The organism is Streptomyces racemochromogenes, assembly GCF_044129415.1.
Classification (GTDB): domain Bacteria; phylum Actinomycetota; class Actinomycetes; order Streptomycetales; family Streptomycetaceae; genus Streptomyces; species Streptomyces racemochromogenes_A.
Window position 1 is genome coordinate 23,636 of record NZ_JBBDHD010000005.1, and the last position, 13,170, is coordinate 36,805.

9 protein-coding genes, 4 pseudogenes and 1 riboswitch are annotated in these 13,170 nt (G+C 72.8%); of the genes and pseudogenes, 1 reads left to right on the plus strand and 12 read right to left on the minus strand.

The window, feature by feature from the left end:
• Positions 1-33 precede the first annotated feature (33 nt).
• From WDV06_RS03270 to WDV06_RS03280, 3 genes are all read right to left on the minus strand, one after another.
• Complete coding sequence (locus WDV06_RS03270) at positions 34-801, minus strand: glucose 1-dehydrogenase (RefSeq protein ID WP_395508056.1); 768 nt, start codon at positions 799-801, stop codon at positions 34-36.
• 25 nt (positions 802-826) lie between these two features.
• The gene (locus WDV06_RS03275) at positions 827-2,182 is read right to left on the minus strand and encodes a cytochrome P450 (RefSeq protein WP_395508057.1); all 1,356 of its coding nucleotides are present in this window, start codon (positions 2,180-2,182) and stop codon (positions 827-829) included.
• 459 nt (positions 2,183-2,641) lie between these two features.
• The gene (locus WDV06_RS03280; RefSeq protein ID WP_395508058.1) at positions 2,642-3,448 is read right to left on the minus strand and encodes an ABC transporter ATP-binding protein; all 807 of its coding nucleotides are present in this window, start codon (positions 3,446-3,448) and stop codon (positions 2,642-2,644) included.
• A 55-nt stretch (positions 3,449-3,503) separates the two neighbouring features.
• Between WDV06_RS03280 and WDV06_RS03285 the strand changes: the two are divergent.
• Positions 3,504-3,698 (plus strand): annotated as a pseudogene (locus WDV06_RS03285) (glycine betaine ABC transporter substrate-binding protein); the annotation flags it as partial.
• Here WDV06_RS03285 and WDV06_RS03290 read toward each other — a convergent pair.
• From WDV06_RS03290 to WDV06_RS03330, 9 genes and pseudogenes are all read right to left on the minus strand, one after another.
• Positions 3,632-4,087: a type 2 periplasmic-binding domain-containing protein gene (locus tag WDV06_RS03290; protein WP_395508151.1), complete on the minus strand. Its 456-nt coding sequence runs from the start codon at positions 4,085-4,087 to the stop codon at positions 3,632-3,634. The pseudogene WDV06_RS03285 and the gene WDV06_RS03290 sit on opposite strands and share 67 nt — an antisense overlap.
• Entirely contained in the window at positions 4,084-5,232 is a 1,149-nt protein-coding gene (locus WDV06_RS03295; RefSeq protein ID WP_395508059.1) for a PP2C family protein-serine/threonine phosphatase, read from the minus strand. Before WDV06_RS03295 ends, WDV06_RS03290 begins: the two co-directional genes overlap by 4 nt.
• A 785-nt stretch (positions 5,233-6,017) precedes the next feature.
• A complete protein-coding gene (locus tag WDV06_RS03300) occupies positions 6,018-6,794 on the minus strand; it encodes an enoyl-CoA hydratase (protein ID WP_395508060.1) in 777 nt (258 codons plus the stop codon).
• On the minus strand, positions 6,791-7,150 hold the full coding sequence (locus WDV06_RS03305; protein ID WP_395508061.1) for an NAD-binding protein: 360 nt from the start codon (positions 7,148-7,150) through the stop codon (positions 6,791-6,793). Before WDV06_RS03305 ends, WDV06_RS03300 begins: the two co-directional genes overlap by 4 nt.
• 117 nt (positions 7,151-7,267) lie before the next feature.
• Positions 7,268-7,483: pseudogene (locus WDV06_RS03310) on the minus strand (NAD(P)-binding domain-containing protein); the annotation flags it as partial.
• Positions 7,437-8,240: pseudogene (locus tag WDV06_RS03315) on the minus strand (3-hydroxyisobutyryl-CoA hydrolase); the annotation flags it as partial. The pseudogenes WDV06_RS03310 and WDV06_RS03315, both read right to left, overlap by 47 nt.
• Positions 8,237-9,391, minus strand: a pseudogene (locus WDV06_RS03320) (acyl-CoA dehydrogenase family protein). The pseudogenes WDV06_RS03315 and WDV06_RS03320, both read right to left, overlap by 4 nt.
• Complete coding sequence (locus WDV06_RS03325; RefSeq protein ID WP_395508062.1) at positions 9,388-10,887, minus strand: CoA-acylating methylmalonate-semialdehyde dehydrogenase; 1,500 nt, start codon at positions 10,885-10,887, stop codon at positions 9,388-9,390. Before WDV06_RS03325 ends, WDV06_RS03320 begins: the two are co-directional and overlap by 4 nt.
• Positions 10,888-11,098: 211 nt before the next feature.
• A riboswitch (cobalamin riboswitch) is annotated at positions 11,099-11,269 on the minus strand.
• A 168-nt stretch (positions 11,270-11,437) separates the two neighbouring features.
• Positions 11,438-12,886 (minus strand): short-chain fatty acyl-CoA regulator family protein, encoded by a 1,449-nt coding sequence (locus tag WDV06_RS03330; RefSeq protein WP_395508063.1) that lies wholly within the window; start codon positions 12,884-12,886, stop codon positions 11,438-11,440.
• Positions 12,887-13,170: the final 284 nt, after the last annotated feature.

Sequence of the window (13,170 nt, forward strand, 5' to 3'; positions counted from 1 at the left end):
CCTTCTCCCTTCGGTGGGTTCGTTCGTCCGGGCTCATTGCGCCGTCCAGCCGCCGTCCACCGGTACGGCCTGGCCGGTCACGAAGGAGGAAAGGTCACTGCACAGCCAGGCGGCCGCTTCGGCGATCTCCTCGGGTGAGGCCAGCCGTTGGACGGGGGTGTACGAGACGGCGTCCCGCTCCGTGATGACCTCCGCCCGGATCGCGGATTCGAGCAGCGGTGTACGGACCGCCCCGGGGCAGACGGCGTTGACGCGGACGTGCTGCCCGGCGTATTCGAGGGCGGCCTGCCTGGTCAGGCCCACCAGACCGTGTTTGGCGGCGAAGTAGGCGGACTGGGGCGTGGCGCCGAGCCCGACCAGGCCGGCGACCGAGGACGTGTTGACGATCGCCCCGCCGCCCTGCCGGAGCATCTGGGCGATCTCGTGCTTCATGCACAGCCACGCACCGGTGAGGTTGACCCGCAGCACCCGCTCCCAGTTCTCCCGGGTCGACTCGTGCAGCGGGGCGGTCTCCCCGTCGACGCTCGCGTTGTTGAAGGCGCAGTCGAGCCGGCCGTAGTGGCTCACCGCTTCTCGGACCAACGCTGCGACATCGTTCTCCGAGGTGACGTCGGCCCGGACGAACACGGCCTCTCCGCCGCTCTTGACGACCGCGTCGGCTGCCTGCCGCCCGCCCTCGACGTCCACGTCGGCCAGTACCAGACGGGCCCCGTGCGCGCTGAACACACGGGCCGCGGCCGCGCCGATCCCGCCGGCCGCACCGGTGATGACGGCGGTCCTGCCGTCCAGCATCGATCTCATGCCTGCCTCCGTTCCATGGTCCGGATCAAACGGGCTTCCGCGCCTCGGCGCGCATGCGCAGACGGCCGGGGTACAGGCTGGCGCTCCTGGCCGGAGCCACCGGCGGACCCGGGAGGTGCCGCAGCGTCCACCGGGAGGCGATGCCGGCCAGGGCCAGCGTCGCTTCGGTGGTCGCGAACGTGTCGCCGATGCACTTGCGGCTCCCGTTGCCGAACGGAATCAGGGAGTGGCGGTCCGGCGGTGGGCGGTCGGGCAGCCAGCGGTCGGGGTCGAACCGGTTCGGCTCCTCGAAGAGGTCGGGGCGCCGGTGGAGCAGGTAGGGGCTGTAGACGACGGTCGTACCCCGGGGGATGCGGTGGCCTCCCAGCCGGGTGGCCGTGGCAGCGGTTCGTGTCAAGAACCAGCCGGGCGGGTAGAGCCTGAGGCTCTCGGTGACGATCCGGCCGGCGAGATCGAGGCGGGGCAGGTCGGTGTGCCGGGCGCAACGGCCGTCGAGGACGGAGTCGACCTCGGCGTGCAGGTCGTGCTCGATCCGCGGATGCGCGGCGACCAGGTGCAGTGCCCAGGCCAGGGCGGAGGCGGTGGTCTCGGTCCCGGCGAGCAGGAACATGAGCACATTGGCGATGATCTCGGGATCGGACAGGCTCCGGGCCGCCGACGCCCCGGGACCCTCGTCCTGGGCGTGGAGGAGGGCGGACAGGAGATCGCCGTGCTCGACGCCGGAGGCCCGGCGTTCGGCGAGCAGGGCGTGGACGGTCCTGTGCAGCCGTGCGTCGGCCCGCCGGTAGCGGCGGTTGGCGCGGGTGGGCAGCCGGAGCAGGGGCTGCGGGGTCAGCATGCGCCGGTACACGCTGTCCACGATGACCGTGGTGTCGCGGCGCAGCCCGTCGGTTCCGTCCCGGCCCGGCCGGGGGCTGGAGAACATCGTGGCCACGAGGACGTTGGCGGTGAGGTCCGTCATCTCGGCGTAGACGTCGAGTACCTGTCCCGGCCGCCAGGTCCGGACGAGGCCGGTGATCTGCTCGTTCATGACGTCGGCGTAGCGGGCCATCCGGTCCGGGTGGAACGCAGGCTGCATCAGGCGCCGTTGACGCCGGTGCAGCCGGTGGGGGCACAGGCCCACACCGTCGCCGATCACTTCCTTCAGCCGCTCGATGAACTCCCCGCCCTTGTCGAAGGTCCGGTCATCGGTGAGGACCTGGTGCGTCAGGCCCGGATCGCACACCACGACCGCCCGGACCGGGCCCAGCCGGATCTCGACGACATCGCCGGCAGCCGGCAGGGACGACAGGAACGCCAGCGGGTCGCGGACCATCGGGATCAGGTGTCCGAGGACCGGCAGCCGGCCCGGGGCCGGCGGGACGCCGCGCTCGTGGGTCATGAGGCCCCGTCCGGGTGGGCAACAGGGTGGGGGACACGGGCCGCAGGCGGCCCGGGAGGTCATGTAACCAGCGCAGGCCCACCCCATCCAGCCCTCACGGCCGCCGCCGGCGCCCACCACCGGCGCGGCCGTGCGTCCGCCGATGACGACGGGCGGCGACCGGGAACACCACATGAGGCCTTGTCCGTCGCGGTGTCTCCTCCTGCCCCATGCGCCGTGGCAGCGTCTACTGCACCGGTATGGCAAGCAGACGCCTCACCCCGCATGTTTGTACGACAGTCCGCCCGCAGCAGCGGTAGCAGCCGTACGACCTGCTCCCGCCGGTTCACTCCGCGCAACGCCGTAGCCGATTCCCGTGCTCGTGGCGGTCGACGAGGCGCCTGAGCCGGTTGCCGAGCAGCTGCGCACCGCCGTGCGCCTGAGGAGCGTACGGACCTCCGCCGGTGTCGCGGCCGGCCGTCACGGGCCGGGAACGGCTCCGCCGCGCATGATCTCGGCGGGACGGCCGCGCAGCCGGGCGAACTCGGGCGAGGCCCGCAGCGCCGACACGTCCGTGCCGGGCCCCCTGGGCAGGTCCACCGGCAGCTCCGCCACCACCCGGCCGGGCCCCGCGGCCATGACCAGGACCCGGGAGCCCAGCAGCACCGCCTCCTCCGCCGAGTGCGTCACGAACAGCACCGTCGTGCCGAACCGCCCGGCCAAGTCCCGCACCTCCTCCTGGAGCCGCTCCCGGGTCAGGGCGTCGAGCGCGGCGAACGGCTCGTCCATGAGGAGGAGTCCGGGCTTCGCGGCCCGTGCCCTGGCCGGCGCCACCCGCTGTTGCTGCCCGCCCGACAGCTCCCACGTCCGCCGGCCCGCCATGCCGGGCAGTCCCACCCGTTCCAGAAGCTCGCCGACCCGGCCGGCCCGCTCGGATCGCGGCACGCCCAGCCGGGCCAGCGCGAAGGCGAGGTTGCCGCCCACCGTGCGCCAAGGGAACAGGCGGGGCTGCTGGAACACCACCCCCGCCCCCGCGCCCGGCCGGGGGAGCGGACCCCGGACCCGGGCACGGCCCGTGGCGGGCCGCTCGAAGCCCGTCACCACGCGCAGCAGGCTCGTCTTGCCGCAGCCGGACGGCCCGACCAGGACGACGAACTCGCCGGCCCGGACCCGTACGTCCACCCCGTCGAGCGCCGTCACCGGCGCCTTCGCCGACCCGTACCGGACCGGCACGTCCGCCAGTTCGACGACCGTGGTCCGCGTGTCGGGCTCGTCAGTTCGCGGCACGGCCGAGCTCCTCCACCGCGAGCGCCCGCCCGAAGACCGCCTCGTCCGGCACGGGTCTACGGCCCACTATTCGCTGCTCGCCGCGCTGACGGCGGCGGGTGTCGAGCCGTCGTCCGTGCAGACCGACGACCTGCAGCCGCAGGACGCGCTCGCCGCGTGGAAGCGCGGGGACGTCGTCGCCGCCTATGTGTGGACGCCGACGCTGAGCGAACTGACCAAGGACGGCAAGGTGCTCGTCACCAGTCGGGAACCCGAACCGATCCCGGGCTTGGCGACGAGCGCCTCGTTGTCGCCGATCAGGTCGTGGATCCACACCACCTTGTACGGGATGTTCAGCGGCGCGGAGAGCCCCTTGGTGACGGGGCTCGCACCGGCCGGTCCCAGGTCGACCGACCCGGCGATGACGGCCGTCCTGACGTCGCCACCGGAGTCGAACTTCACCCACTTCACGTCGACGTCGGGAAGGGCCCGCTCCGGCAGCCGCTGGTTCTTCACCACCAGGTCGGCGTTGGGTATCGCCTGGTAGGCCGGGTCGTGCTGCTCGGCCTGCTCCTCGGGCGACTGCCGCTCAACCGGCGCGGGACACAGGCCCGCGCCTGACCGCCGGACGGCGCCGTCTTTCGAGCCGGCCTCGTTCACGGGGCCGGGTCGGTTGGGGGAGGGGCGGACGCCGTGCGGCGGATCGCGACGACGGCCGCGTCGTCGTCGAGGTGTGCGTCGACGTGGGTCAGCAGGTCGGCTTGGAGGTGGCGCAGGAAATCGTCGGGGTCGTCCGCGGCCCACTGGAGCGCACGCTCGGCGAACGGGTAGAAGCGTCCGTCGGTGCCGCGTGCCTCGATGACGCCGTCGGTGTAGAGCAGCAGCAGGTCTCCGGCTTCGAACGGGAACGTCTGGACGACGTAGTCGACGATGCCGAAAGCCCCTCCGAATCCGATCGGGAGGTGGCTGGCCTCCGGCACGAGCGGGATGAGCCGGTTTCCGCGGAGGACGAGCGGTGGCGGATGGCCGCAGCTGATCAGGTGGACGACCGGGGCGTGGTCGGGGATGTCGATCAGCAGGGCGGTGGCGAAGTCTTCGGCGGTGTCCTGTTCCGCCTGTGACCCCCATTGGCCGGCGTCCCAGCGGAACGCGGCGTCCAGGTGGACGGCGAGACGGGGAAGGGTGGCCTGCCGGTGGGCGGCCGCCCGGAAGGCGCCGAGGAGCAGGGCGGTCTTGCTGATGGCGCCCAGACCGCTGCCGCGGACGTCGCCGACGAGGAGCCGGGTGCTGCCGTGGGCGGTGCGCGCGGCCGCGTACAGGTCTCCGCCCAGCTCGGCCTCCGCCTCGGCGGGGATGTACAGGCCGGCGATCCGCAGCGGGCCGGCACGTGGGGGCAGCGGCTGAAGCAGCACTCTCTGGGCCGCCTCGGCCACCGACCGCACCTGGTGCAGCTGCCGCTCGCGCCGGTCCCGCACCACGCAGACGGTGACGCAGACGGCCGACACGACGACGAGGGCAGCGATCTGGGCCTGGATGTTGGCGGTGCCGAAGACTCCCCTGAGCACGCCGATCAGCACCTGGGCCGCCACCGCCAGAGCCCCCATGGCCGCCGTCGTGCGGGCACCGGCGAACGCCACCGTGATGGCCGGCGCTGCCACCAGCAGCGGACCGAGATGGATGTGGGACGGAGCCAGTACGTCCACGACGCAGACGGTGACGATCAGCGCGACCGGGATCACCGGCAGCGCGGGCGCATGCGCCGGCTGCCAGAGGCGCCGGACGTCCAACCACGCTGGAAGGGCCATGCCACCAGCCTTCCACCCCCCTCGGCAAGGTGAGGACGCGGCGCTCCGGGGACCGCCGTCCGTGGCGGTGCGCGACGGCAGGCACCTGTCCGCGCCCGGCCGCCCGGCCGCTCCTGGCACCAGGCGCCCACGGCGGCGACCCGGTCCGCCCCGGCTCAGGACCTGTCCCCGGCCCTGCGGCTGACGGCGATCTTCGACCCCGCCGAGCCGGAAGCCGGAGCCGCCGCCCCGGACGCTGCTGGATGCTGCCCTGGGTGCCCCGCCCGGAGAGTGATCGTTCAGGACCGGGAGGCCCGCGCACGGGGGCGACGGCCCGGTGGCGAGGCCCGGTCGGCTTGGATGTCGGCGAGGTACCGGTGGGTCCGGTCGCACATGCCGTCGACCGTCGCGCGCGGGGCGCGGCTCGGCTCCGCCAGGGTGTGCTCGACGCGGGGCTGCACGGCGGGGCGCATGGGCGGCCGCCGTGCTGCCCGCCGCGGTGGTGGCCTGCGACCGGGGGCCCCGCTCGCCCCCGCCGGACCGGCCCGACGAGGTCAACCGGCTCACCGGCACCTTCACTGCGGACCGCCCCGGTGACGCTCGCCGGCTCTGCCGTCCTGCTCGGGCTGTCCGCGGCGACCGCGTCCGCCGCCCAGAACACCTGGATCAGGAACCCGTCGAGCGGCGGGGGCTGCGTCACCGCACGCAGCTGTGGGACCGGCGGGACGACGTCCCGGAGCCCGTAGGGCCCCGGACCGAGGCGATGGCGGCGGCCGGCGTGCCGCTTCCGGGGCCACCTGGCGTGCTCAGCCGTGGGTGAAGTGCGGCGGCCGCTTGTCCACGAAGGCGGACATCCCCTCCTTCTGGTCGGCGGTGGCGAACACCGCGTGGAAGAGCCGGCGTTCGAAGCGGACGCCTTCTGCGAGGCTGGTCTCGAAGGCGCGGTTGACGGCCTCCTTGGCCATCATCGCGACCGGCTTGGACATCTCGGCGACGGTCGTCGCCACCGCGAGGGCCTCGGCGAGCAGATCGGCGGCGGGGACGATGCGCGAGACCAGACCGGCGCGTTCGGCCTCGGCGGCGTCCATGGTGCGCCCGGTCAGGCACAGCTCCATCGCCTTGGCCTTGCCGACGGCGCGGGTGAGGCGCTGGGAGCCGCCGATGCCGGGGATGACGCCCAGCTTGATCTCGGGCTGCCCGAACTTCGCGGTGTCGGCCGCCAGGAGGATGTCGCAGAGCATGGCCAGTTCGCAGCCCCCGCCGAGCGCGTAGCCGGAGACCGCGGCGAGGGTCGGGGTGCGGATCCGGCCCAGTCGGTCCCAGGCGGTGAACCAGTCGGTGAGGTACATGTCCATGTACGACTGGAGGCGCATTTCCTTGATGTCGGCCCCGGCGGCGAAGGCCTTCGCGGAGCCGGTGAGGACGATGCAGCCGACCTCCGGGTCGCGGTCCAGCGCCTCCGCGGCCGCCACCACCTCCGTCATGACCTGGAGGTTGAGGGCGTTGAGCGCCTCGGGGCGGTTGAGGGTGACGACGGCGACGCGGCCCTCGCGTTCGAGGAGGATGGACTCGTAGGCGGTCATGCGGTGGTTCCGTTCTGCGGTCGGAGGGCGCGGACGATGGCCGAGAAGTCGAGTGCGGCGCCCTCACCCTCGGCGAACGCGGCGTACAGTTCCGCGGCCTTGAGGCCGAGCGGGGCGTCGACGCCGCCGGCGCACAGGGCGTTGGCGGCGAGGCCGAGGTCCTTGGCCATGAGGGGAGCGGCGAAGCCGGGCCGGTAGGCGCGGTTGGCCGGGCTCGTCGGGACCGGGCCGGGGACCGGGCAGTTGGTGGTGAGCGCCCAGCACTGGCCGGAGGCGGTGGAGGCGACGTCGTAGAGGGCCTGGTGGTCCAGGCCGAGGCTTTCGGCGAGGACGAAGGCCTCACTGACACCGATCATGGAGACGGCGAGGATCATGTTGTTGCAGATCTTCGCGGCCTGACCGGCGCCGGCGGCGCCGCAGTGCACGGCCTTCTTGCCCATGGCGTCGAGCAGCGGCTCTGCGGCCGCGAACTCCTCGGACCCGCCACCGGCCATGAAGGTGAGCGTGGCCGCCTCGGCGCCCACCACCCCGCCGGACACCGGCGCGTCCAGCGCCCGGTGACCCGCGGCGACCGCAGCCTCGTGGGCGGCACGGGCATCGGCGACGTCGATGGTGGAGCAGTCGATGAACAGGGTGCCGGGCCGGGCCGCGTCCAGCAGGCCCTGTGTCCGCGGCGGCCTTCGCGGCAGGCTCGTCGGAGGCCCGCAGCCGCGCGACGATCTCCTCGGCGGTGTCGGCGGCGTAGCAGTGGTCGATCCACTCGCGCGAGGTGCTCAGATCGCCGGACGGAGGCCGTCCCACGTGGCGTTCGACTACGGAGTGCAGGGAGTCCGAAGCCAGCTCCCCGGCGAGCGCGGGCAAGGAGGCCGAGGGGACGAAGTGGTCGGCGAGCCCGCACAGCAGCGCGTCGGCGGCGCCGACCGGCGTCCCGGTCAGGGCCAGGTGGGTGCCGAGTTCCCCCGGAGCCAAGGCCAGGAGCCACGTACCGCCGACGTCGGGGACGAAGCCGATGCCCGTCTCCGGCATGGCGACCGTGGACCGTTCGGTGACGATGCGGACGCTGCCGTGGGCGGAGACCCCGACCCCGCCGCCCATGACGATGCCGTCCATGAGCGCGACGTACGGCTTCGGGTAGCGGGCGATCAGAGCGTTGAGCCGGTACTCGTCGCGCCAGAAGGCCGCCGAGGCGGTGCCGCCGCTGCGGGCGTCCTCGTGGATCGCGCGGATGTCGCCGCCCGCGCACAGGCCCCGGTCGCCGGCGCCCGAGATGACGACCACCTCGACGGACGGGTCGGCGGCCCAGGCCGCGAGGGCCTCCTCCATGCGCAGCACCATGGGGTGGTCGAGGGCGTTGAGGGCCTTGGGGCGGTTGAGAGTGATATAGGCGGCGCGGCCCTCCGTGCGGGTGAGGACGTCCTCGGACGTGCTCGGAGTGTGGTCGGTCATCGCGGTGCCTCCGTCAGCCCGCGCGCGACGATCACGCGCATGACCTCGTTCGTGCCTTCCAGGATCTGGTGGACCCGCAGGTCGCGGACGATCTTCTCGATGCCGTACTCGCTCAGGTAGCCGTAGCCGCCGTGGAGTTGCAGGGCGGCGTCGGCGACCGCGTACCCGGTATCGGTGGCGAACCGCTTGGCCATCGCGCACAGCCGCGGGGCCAGTGGGTCACCGCTGTCCAGGGCCTCGGCGGCGTGCCGGACCAGCGCCCGGGCGGCGGCCAGCTCGGTGGCCATGTCGGCGAGCCGGAACTGCAGTGCTTGGGCGTCCAGCAGCCGGGTGCCGAAGGCCTCGCGGGTGGCGAGGTGGGACAGGCTGCGGTCCAGGGCGCTCTGCGCGCCGCCGAGCGAGCAGGCGGCGATGCCCAGGCGGCCGCCGTTGAGGCCGTTCATGGCGATCCGGAAGCCGTCGCCCTCGGACCCGAGGAGCCGGTCGGCGGGGACGCGGACGCCGTCGAGGACCACCTGGCGGGTGGGCTGGGCGTTCCAGCCCATCTTGCGTTCGTTCGGGCCGAACGAGACGCCGGGGTCGTCGCGTTCGACGACGAAGGCGGAGATCCCGCCCGGGCCCGGCTCGCCCGTCCGGGCCATGACCATGTAGACGGCGGCGGCTCCGGCGCCCGAGATGAACTGCTTGACGCCGGTCAGCACGTAGTGGTCGCCCTGGCGCTCCGCGCGGGTGCGCAGGGCGGCGGCGTCGGACCCGGCGCCCGGTTCGGTGAGGCAGTAGCTGCCCAGGGTCGCGGCGGAGCAGAGACCGGGCAGCTAGCGGGCGCGCTGGGCGTCGTCGCCGTAGCGGTCGATCATCCAGCCGACCATGTTGTGGATGGAGAGGTAGGCGGCGATGGACGGGCAGCCGGTGGCAAGGGCCTCGAAGACGAGGACACCGTCGGCGCGGGACAGTCCCGAACCGCCGTGCCCCTCAGGGACGTACACACCGCCGAGACCGAGCGCGGCGGCACGGCGGATGACGTCGATGGGGAAGTGCTTGTCCCGGTCCCATGCCACCGCGTGCGGGGCGAGCTGCTCCCGGGCGAAGTCGAGGGTGACCTCGGCGAGGGCGAGCTGGTCCTCGGTGAGGGTGGTGGTCACTGCGCTCACCTCATCGTCGGGATGGTGAAGCTCGCGCCTTCCTTGACCCCGGAGGGCCAGCGCGAGGTGACGGTCTTGGTGCGGGTGTGGAAGCGGATCGAGTCGGGCCCGTGCTGGTTGAGGTCGCCGAAGCCGGACTTCTTCCAGCCGCCGAAGGTGTGGTACGCGACGGGCACCGGGATGGGGACGTTGACGCCGACCATCCCCGTGTTGACGCGGCGGGTGAACTCGCGGGCGGTGTCCCCGTCCCGGGTGAAGATCGCCACGCCGTTGCCGAAGGGGTGCTCGCTCGGCAGCCGCAGCGCCTCCTCGAAGTCGGCTGCCCGTACGACGGACAGGACGGGGCCGAAGATCTCCTCGCGGTAGACGCGCATCTGCGGCGTGACCCGGTCGAAGAGCGAGGCTCCGGCGAAGAAGCCGTTCTCGTGACCCTCCAGAGCGAAGCTCCGGCCGTCGACGACGAGTTCGGCTCCCTCATTGACGCCGATGTCCACGTAGCGGCGCACCCGGTGGAGGGCGTCGCGGCTGACCAGGGGCCCGAAGTCCGCGTCGGGGTCGTCCGAGCGCCCGATCTTCAGGGTGGCGATCCGCTCCTTGAGCGCCGCCACCAGCCGGTCGGCGGTCTCCTCGCCCACCGGCACGGCGACGGAGATGGCCATGCACCGCTCGCCCGCCGATCCGTAGCCGGCCCCGATCAGGGCGTCGACGGCTTGGTCCAGGTCGGCGTCGGGCATCACGATCATGTGGTTCTTGGCCCCGCCGAAGCACTGGGCGCGCTTTCCGTGTGCGGCGGCCGTGGCGTAGATGTGCGCCGCGATCGGCGTGGAGCCGACGAAACCCAGGGCCTGCACACGCGGGTTTTCGAGGAGGGTGTCGACGGCTTCCTTGCCACCGTTGACCACGTTGAGGACGCCCGGCGGCAGGCCGGCCTCCAGGAAGAGCTCCGCGAGGCGCAGCGGTACGGACGGGGCGCGCTCGGACGGCTTGAGGACGAACGCGTTCCCGCAGGCCAGAGCAGGTGCGGCCTGCCACAGCGGGATCATGGCGGGGAAGTTGAAGGGCGTGATGCCGGCGACGACGCCGAGCGGGCCCCGCAGGGAGTGCACGTCGATGCCGGTGCCGGCGTTGTCGGTGAACTCGCCCTTGAGGAGGTGGGGGATGCCTGCGGCGAACTCGACCACCTCCAGGCCGCGTTGCAGGTCGCCGTGAGCGTCGGCGACGGTCTTGCCGTGTTCCGCCGACAACAGGCGGGCGAGGCTCCCGCGCTCGCCCTCGACGAGCTGGAGGAAGCGCAGCAGCACGCGGGCCCGGCGCTGCGGGTTCCACTGCCCCCATTCCGCCTGCGCATCCTCGGCGTTGGAGATGGCCGCTTCGGTGTCGGCTCGTCCCGCGAGCGGTACGCGGGCCTGGACGGTGCCGGTGTTGGGGTCGTAGACGTCGGCGAAGAGCCCGGACGTGCCGGTGGTGTGCTTTCCGCCGATGAAATGGGTGAGTTCACGGACCATGGGTGCCTGCTCTCGTCAGGTTGGATCCGGGGATGGCACGGCGGGCCGGCGGGCGCACCCGGTCGGGCGCGTCGCGGGGGAATGCCGTGGGACGGGGCGGCGGAGGGCCGCCGGTGAGCTAGGTGAGCGCGGGAGTCGCCGCTCGCTCCGCCGGATCACCAGGGTCGTGGGTACGGACCGGTGCCATGCGTGTCTGCTCCATCCTCGTGGACAACACGGAACATCCGCGGCCGGTATCCTGACTCCCGGATCCCCGCGCGCCGCCCGCCTTCCCGACAGACCTCGTCAGTGGCGTGTGGATGGCAGCACACTCCCCGGTCACAGTGGCGGGACCGTGCCGGACTCACACCGGCTTCCCTGCACCGCGGACCTTGTGCCAGGAACATATAGTTGGACGTCCTAATAAGTCCAGAGCCACCACCCGCTGGGTCCACGGTCAGGCCATGCGCGTCGTGGGCGAGCTGCCGGACGTCCGGGAACGGGCCCTGCAGCGGCGGGACGAGCTGCGTGCCTGCCCGCGGTGCGGCGCGGGGAGGTGGGGGTGCGCCCGTCAGCGGCCGGGAAGCGCGGCGCCTGATGTGACCGCTCGGTCCTGGTCGGCGAGGACGGGGTAGGGGACGAAGGTGCTGCTGTTCTCGTCCACCGCGAGCGTGCGGCCGAGGGGCGGAACCGCCCGCTGGGGGCAGTCCAGACGTTCGCAGAGGCGACACCCCATCCCGATGGGGGTGGCGGCCGAGGCGTTGTCCAGGTCCAGGCCATCGGAGTAGACGAGCCGGGAGGCGTGGCGGATCTCGCAGCCGAGGCCGATGGCGAAGGTCTTGCCGGGTTCGCCCCAGCCGCCGCGGTGGCGGGTGACGGCGCGGGCGGTCCACAGGTGGCGCTGCCCGTCGGGCATGGCAGCGACCTGGACGTGGATGCGGCCGGGGGCGGCGAAGGCCTCGTAGACGTTCCACAGCGGGCAGGTGCCGCCGGCGCGGGAGAAGTGGAATCCGGTGGCGGACTGCCGTTTGGACATGTTCCCGGCCCGGTCGACGCGGACGAAGGAGAAGGGAACCCCGCGCAGCCTGGGGCGTTGGAGGGTGCTGAGGCGGTGGCAGACGGTCTCGTAGCCGAGGCCGACGTGGTCGGTGAGGCGTTCGATGTCGTACCGGAACGTCTCGGCCGCTGTGTGGAAGGCACGGTACGGAAGGATGAGCGCTGCGGCGAAGTAGTTCGCGATGCCGATCCGGGCCAGGCGGTGGGCGGGGGAGCCGGGCTCGAAGTCCTCGGCGGCCAGCCGGTCCAGGTCGTCCCCGTATTCGAGCAGGGCGAGCTGAGTGGCCATCCGGAACGCCTGCTGGCCGGGCCGCAGCCGGCCGGAGAGGTGCAGGACGCCGGCCCGCCGGTCGAAACGGTGCAGCTCCCCGGAACCGGCCGCGAGGCGGATCCCGTGCCCGTCGGTGAGCCGGTTCGACAGGACCCGCAGGACCTCGCCGGGCCGGATGCCGATCTCGTGGGCGAGCTCCTCGGCGGCGAGGTCGGTGTCGTGCAGGTAGTTCCGGCGGCGGTAGAAGAACTCGCGGATCTCCTCGTGCGGTGAGCGCGGCGCGCCGGGCCCGCCGTCTCGGACGTCCCGGCCGTCCGCGGTCTCGGCGAGCCGTTCGGCGAGGAGTTGGCTGCGCCGGCCGAGGTCCAGCAGTACCGAGGCGACGGCGGGCATCCGGGTGGCCAGCTCCGCCAGGTCGGACGCAGAGACACGGGCATCGGCGACCTCGTTCGCGAGGGCTTCGCGCAGGTCGGCGACGAGCCGACTGGTGTCCCGCTCGGAGAAGAACCCCGGATCGACCCCGAACGCCTCGGTCAGCCGCAGCAGCACCGGCACCGTGAGCGGCCGGGAATCGTGCTCCATCTGGTTCAGATAGCTCGGAGAGATGCCCAGGACCCGGGCCAGCTCGGCCTGGCTCATCCGGCGCTCCTCGCGCAGCCGCCGCAACCGCGCCCCCGCGTACGTCTTGCTCACCCGTACTCCTCCGCCCTCGCCTCGGCTTCAGGGTACGCACGATCCTGCCGGTGCCAACCCTTCGCAACCATGGCAAAAACGCCCCGGAAGATTCGCAGAGATTGGCAGCCGTCACCCGTTGATGGCACTGAGTGTCGCTGTCAGAGTCTGTCGTGCGGCCGCCGGAACCCGACGGTAGGGGCGGGCAGTTGGGGCCTCATCGGCGCCCTGACGTCGGAGATCCCGACGGCTTGAACTCGACCGTCCTGCACCGTTGCTCAGTTCCGCCCCAGGTGGGACCGGCG

What these genes read in the sequence shown, in the direction of transcription:
- WDV06_RS03270 (WP_395508056.1), bottom strand. Translation starts at nt 801, where the DNA reads ATGAGATCGATGCTGGACGGCAGGACCGCCGTCATCACCGGTGCGGCC.
- WDV06_RS03275 (WP_395508057.1), bottom strand. Translation starts at nt 2,182, where the DNA reads ATGACCCACGAGCGCGGCGTCCCGCCGGCCCCGGGCCGGCTGCCGGTC.
- WDV06_RS03295 (WP_395508059.1), bottom strand. Translation starts at nt 5,232, where the DNA reads ATGGCCCTTCCAGCGTGGTTGGACGTCCGGCGCCTCTGGCAGCCGGCG.
- WDV06_RS03300 (WP_395508060.1), bottom strand. Translation starts at nt 6,794, where the DNA reads ATGACCGCCTACGAGTCCATCCTCCTCGAACGCGAGGGCCGCGTCGCC.
- WDV06_RS03305 (WP_395508061.1), bottom strand. Translation starts at nt 7,150, where the DNA reads ATGATCGGTGTCAGTGAGGCCTTCGTCCTCGCCGAAAGCCTCGGCCTG.
- WDV06_RS03325 (WP_395508062.1), bottom strand. Translation starts at nt 10,887, where the DNA reads ATGGTCCGTGAACTCACCCATTTCATCGGCGGAAAGCACACCACCGGC.